This is a genomic window from Myxococcales bacterium (genome assembly GCA_016703425.1).
Lineage (GTDB): Bacteria > Myxococcota_A > Polyangia > Polyangiales > Polyangiaceae > JADJCA01.
Genome location: JADJCA010000002.1, coordinates 1,063,870 through 1,079,152, shown reverse-complemented (window position 1 = coordinate 1,079,152; position 15,283 = coordinate 1,063,870). Strand labels below are relative to the sequence as shown.

At 67.6% G+C, this 15,283-nt stretch carries 13 protein-coding genes; 8 read left to right on the top strand and 5 right to left on the bottom strand.

What is annotated here, in order from left to right; translation table 11 throughout:
- Nucleotides 1-21: 21 nt before the first annotated feature.
- The 3 genes from IPG50_11055 (at nt 22) to IPG50_11045 (ending at nt 2,764) form a co-directional block, all read left to right on the top strand.
- Nucleotides 22-1,251 carry an FAD-dependent oxidoreductase gene (locus IPG50_11055; protein MBK6692731.1) on the top strand — a complete coding sequence of 410 codons (1,230 nt, stop codon included), beginning with the start codon at nt 22-24 and terminating at the stop codon, nt 1,249-1,251.
- Between the two features lie 2 nt (nt 1,252-1,253).
- Nucleotides 1,254-2,219, top strand: a complete 966-nt coding sequence (locus IPG50_11050) for a TusE/DsrC/DsvC family sulfur relay protein (protein ID MBK6692730.1) — start codon at nt 1,254-1,256, stop codon at nt 2,217-2,219.
- A gap of 71 nt (nt 2,220-2,290) precedes the next feature.
- Nucleotides 2,291-2,764, top strand: a complete 474-nt coding sequence (locus tag IPG50_11045) for a DsrE/DsrF/DrsH-like family protein (GenBank protein MBK6692729.1) — start codon at nt 2,291-2,293, stop codon at nt 2,762-2,764.
- Between the two features lie 34 nt (nt 2,765-2,798).
- On the opposite strand, the gene IPG50_11040 is transcribed toward IPG50_11045, so the two are convergent.
- Nucleotides 2,799-3,731 (bottom strand): LysR family transcriptional regulator, encoded by a 933-nt coding sequence (locus IPG50_11040; protein MBK6692728.1) that lies wholly within the window; start codon nt 3,729-3,731, stop codon nt 2,799-2,801.
- 105 nt (nt 3,732-3,836) lie between these two features.
- On the opposite strand from IPG50_11040, the gene IPG50_11035 reads away from it, so the two are divergent.
- Entirely contained in the window at nt 3,837-4,325 is a 489-nt protein-coding gene (locus IPG50_11035; GenBank protein ID MBK6692727.1) for a hypothetical protein, read from the top strand.
- A gap of 111 nt (nt 4,326-4,436) precedes the next feature.
- Entirely contained in the window at nt 4,437-5,918 is a 1,482-nt protein-coding gene (locus tag IPG50_11030; protein MBK6692726.1) for a hypothetical protein, read from the top strand.
- Between the two features lie 68 nt (nt 5,919-5,986).
- Here the strand turns inward: IPG50_11030 and IPG50_11025 are convergent, their stop codons facing one another.
- Nucleotides 5,987-6,970 carry a LysR family transcriptional regulator gene (locus IPG50_11025; protein ID MBK6692725.1) on the bottom strand — a complete coding sequence of 328 codons (984 nt, stop codon included), beginning with the start codon at nt 6,968-6,970 and terminating at the stop codon, nt 5,987-5,989.
- A gap of 48 nt (nt 6,971-7,018) precedes the next feature.
- Between IPG50_11025 and IPG50_11020 the strand changes: the two genes are divergently transcribed.
- Both IPG50_11020 and IPG50_11015 read left to right on the top strand, forming a co-directional pair.
- A complete protein-coding gene (locus IPG50_11020; protein MBK6692724.1) occupies nt 7,019-7,732 on the top strand; it encodes a hypothetical protein in 714 nt (237 codons plus the stop codon).
- 67 nt (nt 7,733-7,799) lie between these two features.
- Nucleotides 7,800-8,900, top strand: a complete 1,101-nt coding sequence (locus tag IPG50_11015) for a hypothetical protein (protein ID MBK6692723.1) — start codon at nt 7,800-7,802, stop codon at nt 8,898-8,900.
- A 15-nt stretch (nt 8,901-8,915) separates the two neighbouring features.
- Here IPG50_11015 and IPG50_11010 read toward each other — a convergent pair whose 3' ends face one another.
- Nucleotides 8,916-10,916, bottom strand: a complete 2,001-nt coding sequence (locus IPG50_11010) for a hypothetical protein (GenBank protein MBK6692722.1) — start codon at nt 10,914-10,916, stop codon at nt 8,916-8,918.
- Between the two features lie 137 nt (nt 10,917-11,053).
- Between IPG50_11010 and IPG50_11005 the strand changes: the two genes are divergently transcribed.
- Nucleotides 11,054-11,395, top strand: coding sequence for a hypothetical protein (locus tag IPG50_11005; protein MBK6692721.1), 342 nt, complete (start codon nt 11,054-11,056; stop codon nt 11,393-11,395).
- A 49-nt stretch (nt 11,396-11,444) separates the two neighbouring features.
- On the opposite strand, the gene IPG50_11000 is transcribed toward IPG50_11005, so the two are convergent.
- Both IPG50_11000 and IPG50_10995 read right to left on the bottom strand, forming a co-directional pair.
- Entirely contained in the window at nt 11,445-13,103 is a 1,659-nt protein-coding gene (locus IPG50_11000) for a DUF4129 domain-containing protein (GenBank protein ID MBK6692720.1), read from the bottom strand.
- Complete coding sequence (locus IPG50_10995) at nt 13,100-15,280, bottom strand: DUF58 domain-containing protein (GenBank protein MBK6692719.1); 2,181 nt, start codon at nt 15,278-15,280, stop codon at nt 13,100-13,102. The genes IPG50_11000 and IPG50_10995 overlap by 4 nt, the downstream gene beginning before the upstream one ends.
- Between the last annotated feature and the right edge of the window lie 3 nt (nt 15,281-15,283).

The window sequence follows — 15,283 nt, the reverse complement described above, 5'->3', positions numbered from 1 at the left end:
GTGGGCACCCGGAGAGGTCCCATGAAGCGAATCGTGATACTCGGCGCCGGCACCGGCGGCACGATGATGGCTAACAAGCTGGTCCGTGCGCTGCCCGACGACGCCTGGCGCGTGACCGTTGTCGACCGAGACGACGTTCACCTGTACCAGCCGGGGCTCTTGTTCTTGCCGTTCGGCGACTACCAGCCGCAGGACATCGTGCGACGTCGCAAGCACCTCTTGGACCGGCGCGTAGACCTTCGACTCGGTGAGGTCGAACGCGTGGCGCCCGCGGAGAAGCGGGTCGTCATGCGCGGCGGCGAGGCGTTGCCCTACGACCTTCTCATCGTCGCCACGGGTAGCCGAATCATGCCCGAACAAACGACCGGCCTCACGGGCGTCGGTTGGCGCGACACAGCCTTCGACTTTTACACGCTCGAGGGCGCGCTGGCGTTGCGCGACAAGCTTGAGCGATTCGAGGGCGGTCGTCTCGTCGTCAACGTCGTCGAGATGCCCATCAAGTGCCCCGTTGCGCCGCTGGAGTTCTTGTTCCTGGCGGAGGCCTTCTTCACGAAGCGGGGCATGCGTGACAAGGTGGAGATCGCCTACGCGACGCCGCTCGAAGGCGCATTCACCAAGCCGCGCGCATCGGCGGCCTTCGGCGACATGCTCGCCCAGCGGCGCATTCAGGTGCTCGGCGACTTCTCCGTCTCGGAGGTCGATGGCGAGCGTCGGACCCTCAAAGCCTACGACGGACGGGAGACGAACTACGACTTGCTCGTCACGGTGTCCACGTACGGCGGTTCGGAGCTCATCTCCCGTTCCCAGATGGGAGACGCCAGCGGATGGCTGCCAGTCGACAAGCACACGCTTCAGAGCCCCACCCTCGAGAACGTCTTCGCCCTCGGCGACGCAACCGACGCCCCCGCGTCGAAGGCCGGTGCCGTGGCGCACTTCCAGTCGGAGGTGCTCTTCGACAACATCCTTCGGTTCATCGGCGGGCGACCCCTGCAGCCGGCTTTCGATGGTCACGCCAACTGCTTCATCGAGACTGGCTACGGCAAGGCGATGCTCATCGACTTCAACTACGAAACGGAGCCGCTGCCGGGCCGGTTCCCGTTGCCGGGCATCGGACCGTTCACGTTGCTCGAGGAGAGCGCCACGAACCACTGGGGCAAGCTGGCGTTTCGGTGGGTCTACTGGAACGTCCTTCTGGAAGGCAAAGAGCTTCCCTTGGACCACCGGATGCTTCTCGCGGGCAAGTGGAGCTGATCATGGACACCAACTCAACCGCAATCATGGCTCGCCTCGACGCCATCGACGCTCGGCTCGCGCAGATGGCTGCGCGACAGGAGCGAAGCGAGGACCTCTTTCGGGAGATGGGGCCCATCATCAAAGAGGTGATGGCCACGGCTACGACGAAGCTCGACGGCCTCGACAAGGCTGGGTACTTCGCCTTCGGTCGCGAACTCGTGACGCTGTCCGAGCGCGTCGTCACCGGCTTTTCGCCGGCGGACGTCCGGCAACTTGCGGATGCCGTGGTGAGCATTCTGCGCACCGTGCGGGCCATGACACAGCCGCGCGTCTTGGAGATGGCCGGGCAAGCGTCAAAGGTCATCGAGAAGGCGGACGAGACGGAGCCGCTGGGTCTTATCGGTATGGTCCGCGCTACCCGTGACGACGACGTCCAGAAGGGCATGGCCGTCATGATGGAGCTCATGCGCCACGTGGGGCACGTCGCCACGGCCGTTCGTGAAGAGCAGAAGAAGGACGCGGACAAGAAGGACCGGGGCGCCGAGCGTAAGGCGAAGCTCGCTGCGGCTCTTGGCCCGCGCCGCAAGGGTGCCCTCGGCATCGAGCGGCCCGGGGCCGCGGCGTCGGCGGAGCTGCCGCCCCCGTCCGCGTGCGCCGTGCCGAAGAGCACTTCGCGCGAGGCGGCCGCCGTCATCGATGGCGTCGCGTTTACGGCCGACGGTCACATGGTCGACCCGAGCGCGTGGACGCAGGCGTTGGCGCACAAGATTGCCGCCGCGGAGAGCGTCAACCTCGACGAGGCGCGCATGCCGATCGTGACCTTCGCCCGCGCCGACTTCGAGAAGAACGGCGTGTCACCGAACATTCGTCGCCTGACCCAGGGGACTGGCCTCGGAACGAAGGAACTCTACGCGCTCTTTCCGAAAGCGCCCGCGCGCACCATCGCCAAGATCGCCGGCATTCCGAAGCCGGCGGGTTGCATCTAAATCCCCGACCGTCATCGGCGCCTCGCTATGGAGCGGCCGATGGTGATCCATCGCTTGGTTCCGGAGTCATCATGAGCATCACGACCGCAAAACGAAAAGTCGCCATCATCTGTTCGCACGGTGGCCTCGACGAGGCGTATCCGGCGCTGATCCTCGCCAACGCGGCGAGGCAGTCGGGCATCGACGCCTTTGTGTTCTTCACCTTCTGGGGCCTCGACGTGGTGACGAAGAGCAAGGTCGATCACCTCCACGTCAACCTCGCGGGGAACGCGGCGTCGGGCATGCCGACGCTCGTGGCAGGCCTGCCCGGCATGGAGAGCCTCGCCGCCTCCATGATGAAGAAGCAGATGACCGAGCTTGATCTGCCGACGGTGCGAGAGATGCTGCAGATCTTGGAAGAGTCGGGCGCCGAGCTCTACGGGTGCGAACTCGCGATGAAGATGTTCAAGCGCACGAAGGAAGACCTCGTGCCGCAGGTCAAGGACATCATCACCGCCGGTGATTTTTACGACCTCGCCGAGGGGGCGCAGATCATCTTTACGTGACCCGCGCCGATGCGGACCGGAGCGCGCAGCGCGGTCAGAACGCACGCATGTCGGCAGAGCGTCGAATCGCCTCGGCGGCGAAGTCGACGAAGGCTCTGACCGCAGGACGTGCCGTCGGTCCGCCTCGTCGCAAGAGGTAGAGGGTGCCAGAGAACGCGGTGATGTCGGGCAACACCGGCTGGAGTCGGCCGGCGCGAACATCGGCGGCCGCCAGCAGCTCCGGGAGGAGCGCCACCCCAGTGCCGGCGAGGGCGAGCTCTCGGATGAACGCAAAGTCGTTGGCCGCAACGAACGGCGTCAAGTCTACGGCCTTCGCACGAGCGTCCCGGTCGCGCTGCAGCGTGAGGCGCGCAGGCCCCGCCAAGAGCACGCGATGGGAGGCAAGCTCGGCCACCGTTCGCGGCGCTCCGTGCAGCGACACGTAGAGCGGAGCCGCGAAGAAGCGCCCTCTCGTCTTCGCCAGCGGGCGCGCCACCAGTGACGAGCTCCCGAGGGGGCGCCGGGCTGCCCGGAGCGCTACGTCGATGCGGTGCGTGTCGAAGTCGAGGTGTGCTTCGGTCATGAGCATCTCGATGCGCACCTCGCGATGTTGGCGGCAGAAGTCCGACACGATGGGCGCAAGGACCCGCAACGCGAGGTCAACGGGCGCGGTGATGCGCAGCCGGCCTTTCGGTTCCTTTCCGACATGCCGGACGGATGCGTGGGCTTCATCGATGAGCGCGAGCGCGCGTCGCAGACGATCACGAAACGCCAGGCCTTCGTCGGTGATCTGAACGAGGCGTGGGCTTCGTTGAAGGAGCGCCACGCCGAGACGGGTCTCTAGCCGCGTGAGGCGCCGGCTCACGCTACCTTTGGCTTCTCCTAACGAACGCGCCGCGCCGGTGATGGAGCCGAGGTCTGCCACGGCGCAAAACGCGCGCAGGTCTTGAAGGTCAAGCGGGGGGTCGGGGCGCGGATCGCGTTTCATGAGAGCCAACCGTGTCCCACGGTAGAGAAGTGTTGCTGATTTGCAACTCTGCGTTGCCACGAGGGCGACTACTGCCGACGCGCGGCGTTCGCTAGACGAAGAGGCATGCGCAATCTGCTCGCCTTCACGTCCTTTTTCGCCCTGCTCGCCGCCTGCGGCGGCGCTCCCGTCGCCCCCGCGACGCCGTCCGAGGCTCCGAAGGCCGAGGGTGCCCCGAAAGCCGAGGGCGCCAAGCCGGAAGCTTCAGGCGAGACCTGGCGCGAAGACATGAGCAAAGATCAGAAGGTCGAGTTCATGAAGAAGCGGGTCATGCCGAAGATGACGGCGGTGCTTCAAGCCCACGATGCGAAGCGTTACGCGTCGGTCACCTGCAAGACCTGTCACGGCCCCGACAACAAGGACCCGAAAGACTTCCTGCCGAAGCTCGCCATGAAGGACGGCAAGCCCGTCGCCTTCGAGAAGAAGCCCGAGGTCGCGAAGTTCATGGCCGAGAAGGTCGTCCCCGAGATGGCCGCGGCCATGGGCCTCAAGCCCTACGATCCGGCGACGCACCAGGGCTTCGGCTGCGGAGGGTGCCACGCCTTTCAGAACTGAGCCTTCTCAAGCGAGCGCGTCCTAGGGCGCGACCCGGGCCGACCTCTCTCCACGTGCGACCAACGGGGGCCGCGGTCGCGCAACGCGGCGCTGGTGTACACTCGCGGTCGCGTGCGGCAGCGACGTCTCCTTGCGGGCATGGTTGGCGTGGCGGCTTCGGCCGCCGTTGCCTGGGCGTGTCTCAAGCCGACCCAGATCACGTTGCGCCTCACGACGGACGTCGCCTGCTCCGAGCTCCGGAGCACGTCGATTTACAACGGCAACGCCACGGGCGCGGAGGCGGTTCCGTTCACGACGACGACCGACTGCACGGACGGGCCGAGCCGGACCATCGGCACGCTGGTCTTGGCGCCCAGCGGCAGCAAGAGCGATACGGTCACGGTGACCGTCGTGGCAGGTGTGGGGGTCCCCAGCGAGGCGTGCACCGCTGCGAACAACTTCCACGACTGCATCGTCGCGCGGCGAAGGGTTCGGTACGCCGAGCACGAGCCCCTCGAGCTTCCCGTGTTCCTCGCCAACTCCTGCCGCGGCATCTTGTGTCCCGATGGCCAGACGTGCGTGCCTTGCGAGAAGGAGCCCTGCACGGCAAACGCGACGCCGCTCTGCGCGCCGCTCGCCGCCGTCGACGTCTGCGATCAACCGGGTGCGAACTGCGCGCCCGCCCCGCTGCCCGATGGCGGCGGCCTGGCCGACGCGCCTGCACCTCCCGTTGCGCCTCGCGAGGACGCGGCCGGAGCGATCGACGCCGCTCTGCCCGATGGCGGGGCGATCGTGTTTCGGCGATTGGTGTCGTCGCCGGAGCAAGTCTACGGCCTCGCATTTGCGGACGGCGACCTCTACTGGACGCGCCAGGGGTCGCTTTGGCGCGCGAGCCTCGCGTCGCTCCTGTCGAACGCCGATGCAGGAGCGCAGGTGGCTGCGCCGCAGTTCGCCAACTATCGGGGCGTCGATGTCTCGTCCGGGATCGTGGGGCTTGCTCTCGAGGCCTCCTCGCCGTGTGCCATCGCGTTTCCGGTTGGAAGTGTCGACGCATCGGTGTCGGTCCACTGCGGCAGCGGGGGCCTCGGCAAAGGGCTCGCGTTGATTGGCACTGGCAGCACCGAGGGGCTCGTGTCAACTACGACCGGCGGCCTCATCCACTGGCTTGCGGACGGGGGCCGCGGCGAGCTGACGCCTTGCCTGAGGAGCTACTTGCGGGTCATACAGGGACCGCCCCCTTCGAGCTCCGGACTGACTGGGAAGCTCATGGTGCGCGGCATTTCCGAGGTGGTGGAGGTCGCCGCGTTTGGCGACCTGGCTCCCGGCGACGTGAGCACGCCGGGCAAATGCGCTCTCAAGGAGCCTGGCCCCAGCGGTCAGAGCTTGGTGTCGCTCGCCGTCACGCCCCGCGTCGACAAGTACGTCACGACCAAGAGCGGCGAGGTGTTCAAGCGCAGCTCGACAGGGCCGTGGACTCCGTTTGGCGGCGTCACCCTTACCGGTGCGGAAGACATCTTGGTCGTGCCGTCTGCGAACGGGGCCGAATTGCAAATCCTCGTCGCCGCGGGTGACGGCGTCTACATCGCTGAGAACGTCCCAGATCGGCCACTTTGACGCTTCACTTGCCCAGCGCGGACCCTGTCCCAGGGGCCTCGAGCTTCGCATCGAAGCGAAGACCGACTCTAGGTCGACGCTCGTCGCCGGCCCTTCGATTTCGCCGAAAGAATCCCATCGATGCGTCCCCGAAGCCAAGCGTGACCGGCGTCGCTCTGCGAGCGCTCGTGCCACACGACGCTCGTGCGATCGAGCCCCAGCTCGAAAGGTGGAGCCAGGGCGACGATAGGCATCTCCTCGGGGATCGCCTTCGCAAGTGACGCGGGGCACGTCACCGCGAGGTCCGTCGCCAGGACGAGGAGGGGAGCGGCCACGAAGGTCTGGATGGTGGCGACGACCCGGCGTTGATGCCCGCCGCCCTGCAGCAACCCGTCGACGAGACTGCCGGGCATCCCGCGGGGCGCGATGAGGATGTGCTCCAGCGCGAGGTACTCGGGGAGCGTCAGCGCGACCTTGCGGCGGCGTCTCTTGAGGAGGGGATGAGACGCGCGCAGCAGCACGACGAACGGTTCGTCGGGGAGGGCGCGTCTCCGGAGCGAGCCGGGCACCAGGAAGTCCGGCACGAAGGCGAGATCCGCGGTGCCTTGCTCGAGACGGGACACGAAGTCGGCGTCGGCGCGCTCCACGGCGATGGCTACCCGCGGCGCCAGGGCGGCGAAGAGGCGGAGGAGCAACGGCAGCGCGCGGGCCTCCAAGAGGTCGTTGCCGAGGAGAACGAAGCGCCGCTCGGAGCGCTTTGCGTCAAAGGGCGCACCCGCGGCGACGGCCGAGCGGAGATCCGCCAGGGCCCGCGCCAGCGGCAAACGCACCGCCTCGGCGCGAGGTGTGAGGACGAGTCGTGGGCGACCTGCCACGAGGAGCGGATCGGCAAAGTAGTCGCGCAAGCGGGCGAGTCGTTGGCTCGCCGCGCCTTGGGTCACTCCGAGCCGTCGCGCTGCGCGCGTGACGTGCCGCTCTTCGAGCAAGACGTCGAGGGCGACCAGGAGATCAAGGTCGTCGGGGAGCGTGGTTGCCGCCACACCGCGATAATAAGCGATGCTAATCACAAACATAACGAACATTCGTTGGAGGAATGAAGCTCGCGGCGCCACCCTGGAGCCATGAAGACCATTGGCCGCGCCGCTGCGTTTCTCCTCGTGCTCTCCATCCACCCCATCGCATTCGCCGCGGAGCCGCAGGCGCCGTCGTCGAGCGCGCCCGAGCCGCTCCCGGCTCAGCCGCTCTCGCCGCCGGACCAGTCGGTCGACGCACCCATTGGTAGCGCCACCGAGCCGAGCCGCTCGCCCTACACGCTGCGCCCTAGCGTGATGATGGGCCTTTCGCAGTGGCTCGTGTTCGGGGGTGGCAATGTGGCGGGGCAGGTGAAGGTCGGGCGACTCGTCCTTGAGTACTCCCACGGCCAAGCCCTCAAGCTCGACCGCATCGCGGCCCTCGCGCTGACGTCGGAGGAGCGTGCTGCCGGTGTCCGGGTCGAGCAGGCGTGGACGACCGGTGGCGGCGCCGGCTTTCAGATCACGCCGAACCTCCATGTGCTCGTGGAGGTCAAGGCGCACCGCTACGAGATCACGGGCGCCGACGCGAACCAAACGCTTCGCTACACGTCCTTCACGGTCGGGCCGGGGGCGTTCTACGACATCTACCTGGCCAAGGGCTTGTTCGTGCAGCCGAGCGTTCGCTTCTGGCCAACGGTCGCGTCGACGTACTCCGGTGACGGCACGCTGCGCCGCGCCGATGGCACAACCTACAAGCACGAGCGCCACGAGCTGATGCCCTTCGTGAACGTCAACGTGGGCTACACCTTCGCGGGGATGTGACCGGTCGGCCTCCTATCCATCGCAGGGCGCTACGCCGACGGGGTGCGTTCTTCGCTACCCTCCCTCAATGCTCCGACCCGCCGGGCTCGTCCTCTTTCCGGCCCTTCTCCTCGCGTGCGGCGCTACCGCCCCATCGCCGCTAGCGCCCACCGAGTCTCTGCCTCCGACGCCGATCGCGTGTGGTGGCTACATTCCCGAAGAAGAGCCCACGCTCCCACGACTCGATATCCCCAGCGCCTTCTCGTGCACCACCGGCGAGGGCACGATGCCATCGGTCGCGCTTTGGTTGCGGCCCGGCGTCGTGGTCGGTCGCCTCGCCGGCCGCGGTGGACAGGCTCGCGTGAAGCTCGCGTCCGATGGCGCGGCGTTTCTGCACGTCGACCACGCGGCCTTCGAGCTCGATGCGCTCGTCGACGCCGCGACGCTCAACCTCTACACGACGCGGCTCATCGAATTTCACGGCGTCGCGTCGCCGGGGCACTACGTGCCTCTCTCGCTCGTCCACGTGAGGAACAATGAAGCGCGGGTCGCCATGGCGCCGCCGCGCGAAGGCGAGCTTCCGCGCCTCGAAGCAACGGTGCCGTGCTCCAGCTTGTCACTCTCGCCCACCAAGCCGCCGTCGGTCGCCGACGATCTCGATCTCGGTGACACGACCATGCGTTCGCTCAAGAAGGGCACGACGCCGTTCGCGCCGACGGCCGACGGCGCCTCGACCTTGAGCGTCACGTTGCCCAAGCCAGCGGCGATCTTGAGCCTGTCGGAGAAGGCGACCAAGGGGCCGCGACTGCGGGTGCTCCTGCAGCTGCCGCCGCCCGGGGCGGTGCTCGTCGGTTGGGTCCCGCGCGAGCGCGTTCTCAAGGAGGTCGTCGCTCCGTTTCCTCACGATCCGATTCCGCCGGGTATGGGCGTTCCGCCGCGCCTGCCGCTCGACCGCGAACCGACCGAGCGCTGGGTCTGCGATCGGGTCATGCCCTTGGCCGCTGGTTCCGGCGACGAGCGACGCCGTATCGGCATCCTCCGCGCCGGCGCGCCGTTCGTCGTGCGCGAACGAGGCGAACCGTGGAGTCGCATCGAGATCCCCGATGCGCTCGAGGAATCCGGTGGCGTCGGCTTCTTTACGACGTTGCGTCAGAGTTCGTGTCGCGTCGCCGTGCCGGAAGGCCGGTGATGAGTCCGCTCTAGCCTACTTCGCGACGCGATAAACGCTGGCGCCGGAGATGAAGTAGACGTGCGTGGCGTCGACCGCCACGGCGGCGACGCCGTCGGCGGGCGCCACCAGCGTCGGCGTGGGAGCGACGCCCGAGAGGGCGAAGCGATACACGCCGGCACCAGGGTTCAGCCCTTGCACGACCCCAACGTAGACACCCGACGCGTCGACCGCGATGGAGCTGGGTAGGCCACCGCCGATCAACGTCGTGAGTGAACCTGACGTATACGTGACGTTGGGCGTGTCGCCCTCGCCGGCGCCGGGCGCGATGCCCGTGACCGAGTTGCTCATTCCCACGACGTACAGCAGCCCGCCGTAGAGCGTCATCGCCAGAGGACGCCCCACGAGCGCCGCCATGTTGGTCCCCGACAAGATCATCTTCGGCGTGAAGGTGAGGCCCACGTTGGTGCGGCGGATCGAGTGGTCGAAGCTCGAATCGGTGTAGTAGACGTGCGTTGCGTCGGCTGCCACGAGGTGCGCAATGCTCGCCCCCGTGGCGGTGTACGACGAGTCTGTGCCAGCGGCCGTGGTGCGGTGAAGACCCGGGTCGCCGTCGTCCGACCAGAAGAGATCGGTGCCGTCGGTCGTCACACCGTAGCGGTTTGACGTGCCCCCCAAGGGATAGGGCTTGCCGCTCACCAGCGGCGTAGCGGCGGTGCCTGTCGCCGAGCCTGCGGCCTTGTAGAGGCCGCCGGTGCCGGTCGCTTGCGAATAGGCCACCGTGTACAGGTTGCCCCCGAGGTGCGTGAGTACGCCCGAGGGCGGGCTCCCGTAGGTCGCGACCTTGTGTGGGTTCTGCCCTGTGGTCGACACGGCCCAGAGAGAATCTTCTCCCTTCGCCGTTGCGTAGACGGTGCTTCCAACGACGGTGAGCGCGACGCCGCTCCCCGACATCGTCATGAGCGGGGACGCGCCGCCGTCACCGGCGCCGCCGCCATCGGGCACGGCGACGGTCGCATCGGACGCAGCGTCCATGCCTCCGTCGGAGGCCGTCACCCCCGCATCCGAAGCGTCGACACTCGCGTCGGTTCCACCATCGCTACCCGTCGTCGTGCGAACGATGAACCGATAGCGGCCCGTCGCGGAGCACTTTCCGTCAGCACGGAGCGCGCGGAGCGTCACGTTGGTGTCGCCGTTCGCTTCGGGGGTGCCAGTCACGAGATCGGGATCGACCGTCTGGACGCCGAGCGGAAGCTGTCCCGCGGCCACCTCGATGTGGCTCAAGGTTCCGCCGTCGACGTCGGGGCCGACGTGGAGGTCGAAGGGCACGTAGCGCTCGACGGTGACGTCCTTGTCGGCGACGCGGAACGCAAAACCTGAGCAGTCGACGCCGCCTTGCACCGTCAGGGTGAAGGCCTGTTCGAGACGGCACGCCCCGGCCGTGGCGGCCACGGTGAAGGTGCGAGGGAGCGCTGCGCGCGTGGTCCCCGTGAGGCTTCCGTTGGGGGCGAGCGTCATGCCGTCGGGGAGCGCGCCCGAGACCACGCGAAAGGTTGCCGTTGATGTGTCGAACCCCGTCGGGCTCACGAGACGGAATCGGAAGTCGTAGGGGATTGCGGTGGTCGCGTGAGGGAGCTCTTGGTCGGCGAAGAGCACGCCAAAACACGGGTCGTCCTCGATCGAGATTTGAAAGGCGAAGGGATCCGACGTGCCCGCCGCGTTGGTGGCCGTGACGAGAGCCGTGAAGACGCCCGACGCCGTCACGGTGACGAGCGCCGGTCCGTCGGTCCGCGCGGTCGCCGCGTTGGTCCAAGGTGTGGAACCTTCCTGCCAGAAGACGTAGCTGTACGCGGTCGGGTTGCCCGTCGCCGTGGCTCGGAACGTGACGAGGTCTCCGCGCTTGGCGCTCCGCGGCGTCACGTCGGTCACTACGGGGCGCGCCGCGTCGTTGGTCGTCGTGCACGAGGGACCAACGAGGAGCGCGACAGCGGCGACGAGCAAGAAGAAGGCGCGGCGAAGGCCAGAGGATCCGAGCATGATCGAGACAATCTCGTGTTTCTTGTGGCGGTGCAATACTCACTCTAGGTGGAAGCCACCAACACCCCATGGCCTACCAGCAACCTGCTAGCACCCGCCGGATAGCGCATGCCGCGACCGTTCTTGGATGCGCCCTCATGGCTTCGGCCTGCAACAACAACGCCCCGCTCGAGGACGTCGCACAGTCCAGCCCGTGCCCGAAATCTGACGCCTCGATCTGGCCAGCCACGTACACGTCCGACGCGCTTCCCGTCGGCGTGTGTCGCTCGGATGCAAAATGCAGTCTAACGATCGTCGACCCATGCGCCATCGCCGGGCACCAGGGGCCGTGGGACGGGTACGAGTGCTCGTGCGTCAACGGTGCCTGGAGTTGCACCAAGACCTCGCCAGGCTCCGGCTATTGTCCAAAAGAGCTCGCTACCGACGCGGGGCAACTGACCGACGCGTCGCGCGACGCGCCAGGCCTCTCGCCTGACTAAGAGCGGCCACGACTCTCGTCGCGAGGCCAAGGCCTCGTGACGCGCAACCCTACGGCTCGACCTCGGGAGCCCGCCCCCAGGCGGCGGCGACCTTCTTGCCGAAAGGCACGTACGGCGTCAGCTGATTCACGAAGGTCATGACGGCGCGCCTCATCGCGTCTTCGTCGCCGGGCCCTAGGCCGCGACCTGCGTAGTCGACCTTTTCCAAGAGCGTCGCCGCGTAGACGAGCCCCTCGGCTCGGATGTTGAAGCGCTCCTCGACCTCGCGCGTCGCGCGTCGCGCGAAGTCCTGCGGCGTCTCACCGCTCTCCGCGATGATCTCCGCCTCCGCGAGGGCCTCGATGGCTCGTCGCCAGAGGTTGGTCACTCGCTCCGTCGGGGCGACAGGCCACACGGGCGTCTCGAGGTGGCGGAGTAGCGTGCGCCTTCGAAGCGGCGGGAAGCCGATGAGTCCGAGGATCAGCATCGCGAGCGCGAACAGCAAGAACCACATCATGATGTTGAAGCCGGAGAGCAGCGCTTGCTGCGCCTGCTGGCCGGCCTGCGATGCGCTCGGCTTGTCGCTGTCGTCGTCGCCGCCCTGACCTTGGCCTTGCTGCCCGTCGCCTTGTTGTCCCTGGCCTTGCTGCCCGTCGCCTTGTTGTCCCTGGCCTTGCTGCCCGTCGCCTTGTTGTCCCTGGCCTTGCTGCCCGTCGCCTTGTTGTCCCTGGCCTTGCTGCCCGTCGCCTTGTTGTCCCTGGCCTTGCTGCCCGTCGCCTTGTTGTCCCTGGCCCTGCTGCCCGTCGCCTTGTTGTCCCTGGCCTTGCTGCCCGTCGCCTTGTTGTCCCTGGCCTTGCTGTCCGTTGCCTTGTTGCCCCTGGCCTTGCTGCCCGTTCCCTTGTTGTCCCTGGCCCTGCTGACCCTTGCCTTTCGAGCCTTTCCCCTTGCCCTTGTTTCCCTTGTCGCCTTGTTTGTCGCCGTCCCTGGTGTTGTGTTTGCCCTGTTCGCCCTTCTCCGCCGGGCGCGAACGAAACAGGTACGGCGAGAGCGCTGCCGTGACGCCCAAGAGCACGAGCGAGAAGATGAAGAGCACGACGATGCTGCCGCGCCCGGGTCGCGCGGCGCTCGCGCGCGTGCCGCGTTCCGGGTCGGCGCGTCCGCTCGTGTCTTGCCACGCGGCCAAGGCCAGCGCGTTTCGCGTCGCCAAGAACACGAGCATGAGAAAGACCGCGCCCGCGAGGCACACGATCGTGAACGGATCCCAGAGCGCGTACTTCTGACCGCGAAAGAACGTCGCCGTCTTGCCCTGCGTGTTCATCCAGTAGATGGCCGCGCCCACGGCGAGCGTGAGGGGAAACCACGCGGCCACCACATCGAGGCGACTGGCGACGCCGAGGTAGCCGCCCAAGAGACCCACGAAGCCGATGAAGAGGTACGCGCCGAGTGGCCCGAGGGTCACCGTGGCGAACGTCGCCGCGAACATGAGCGCGACGAAGAGCGTGACGACCACGGCGAGGCGCAAGCGGAGCAGCCCAAGGACGTTGCCCACGATGTGACCCGTGAGGCTCGCGCCAACGATGCCGATGAGCGCCGCCACGTCGCCCGGATTGAGGCCCAGCTTGCCGGCCAACATCACGCTGGCCACGAAACACAGAAGGCCCCATCCGGTGAACGCGCCGTACGACGCGAGGACCGGCCACGTGGCCCGAAGCGTGTTCTTGAAGCTCATCGAAAGCTCCCGCCGGCTTGTGGTTGCGCGCCCGCGGCACCGCCCCACGGCGGCTGACCTCCGCCGGCACCCGCCCCCGCACCCGCCGCGCCGAAGCTCGTGACGCCCTTCAGGCCAATGAGCTTTTGGTGACCGCCTTTGACCTCCAAGCGGTAAACGGCGTCGGGCCGCGCGAGGAGCACGTCGAGCGCTCGTCGCTCCGACATCACGATGAGCCTCCGGAGCGCGAGCCGATGCGCGCGATCTTCGAGGCGCCGCTCGAGGTGATTCATCCGCGCGATGATGCCGTTCTCCTCGGCGCCGATGGGGTAGGGGAGAAAGAGCAATCGCCGCACGAGCTCACCGGTCGTGGCCGCTCGGCCGGTGTCGTCGTAGTCGAGCCACGTCTCGTAAGAGCTCCGTGGCAAGGGCCCCAAGGCATCGTCGGGATCGTACGCAATCCAGGTGGTCTCGCGCGCAACGACCGGGATCATCGGCGGCGCGAGGCGCATGGTGACGACGATGGCGTTGTCGAACGACGCGCTCTCCTTGGCGACGCCAGGCGTCTTGTCTTGACCGCTGAGGTCAGAGGCAAGCGCCGCTTCGATGGGCACCTCGGCCTGCCACTCGGCGCGCGCGCCGGCGTCGAGCCACTGGGCGTGGTTCGCGCTGGAGCAAGCGATGAGCTCGCGACGGAACGAGCCGTCTTCGGCCCGGACGACGCAGAGGAGCGTAACCTTCTCGCCCTGCTCGATGAGCCGCTGCGCGATGGCGAGCCACGCCTCCACGATGGAATCGAGGGCGTCGTCGAGGACGGCCGTGTGGTCGAGCCAGTCGGGTGACGTCCAGGTGTCGAGGGCCACGATGACCCGCCGCGCCGAGGTCTCGCGGCTCTCGGGCGTCTTGACGATCATCGTCCCCGCGCGCATCGACATGCGCCATTGAATGCGGCGCGTGTCATCGCCGGCCACGTATTCGCGAAAGCGGAACAGATCTTCCGTCGGAAACCGGTGCGGTCTCGTGAGGATGTCGGGTTCCTCCGTGCTCGACGCGGGCGGCGGGACGACCTCGGCGGGCTTCAGCGCTGGCAACACGCGAAGACGCGCCGTGGCGAGCGACGCGACGGCGGCGCGCGTGAGGCCGAGAAGGTCAGTGTAGGTTACATGCAGCGCAGGCGCGTCGTAGGTGCCGCGCGGCGTGCGCTCCAAATAGACGCCCATGGTGACCCGCTCCTCGCGCGACTTCGGCGGGATCACGTGGCGCGCTTCGGTGCGCAGGCGCGGCGGCAGCTTCCCCTCCATCGTGAGGAAGAAGCCCGGGGGCACCGGCACGCCCTTCACATCCACCACGTCGCGCACCGCGTCGCCGGCGCGGGCCACGCCGGGCTCGAAGCGCCGGTGCACGGCCGCGCCCCGGCCCAAGAGGCTCGCGGAGAAGCGCCTCACGAGGATACCGCTCACGAGCGCCGTCGCGGAGGTGATGAGGTAGAAGGCCGTCAGCGCCATCACGGCGATGACGCCGAGGCTCGCCCACTTGTACGCGAGCGACAGCGTGAGAAACGCCAAGCCCGTGACGAGCACGAGGGCGCCCCGCGGCGTGATGATGGCGACGGAGCGGGCGATGGCGTCGAGGCGCGTGCGGCGCGTGAGCGCGCCCGCGGCCTTCAAGAGCGCCACCTGCGCCGAAGCCTTCCGCAAGGCCGAGACGATTTGCACGAGGAAGAGCGGGAGCAAGATCACGCAGGCGAGGAGCGTGAAGGTCGACAGCGTGTCTTTGACCTCGCTCGTCTCGAAGAGCGTGAGGCCCGCGCTCATGACGGCGTAGGGCAACACGAAGAGCAAGCACCCGTGGAACAAGAGGCGCCCGACCGATTCGGCCGGCTCGTAGGTGCCCTCCTCGAGCGGATCGACGAAGAGCTTGCCCCGCTTCCACGACCACACCACCGGCAAGCCGTGTTGATCGCGCGGCGTGCCGAGCAAACAGACGATGCCGTCGAGGTACCCCAAGACGCTGCCCAGACCGCAGCTGAAGAACGTGAGGATGCCGTAGATGGCGCCAAGGGCGAAGCCGCCCAAGTACATGCGGTGGGCGCCGGCCCAGCCAAAAAATAGCCACAACAGCCACGCGACCTCCTTGCTCTTCGGCGAGGTGGGCTTGTGGCGCTTGGGCCTCACGTTCATCGGCGTGCGCTCGGTCACGCG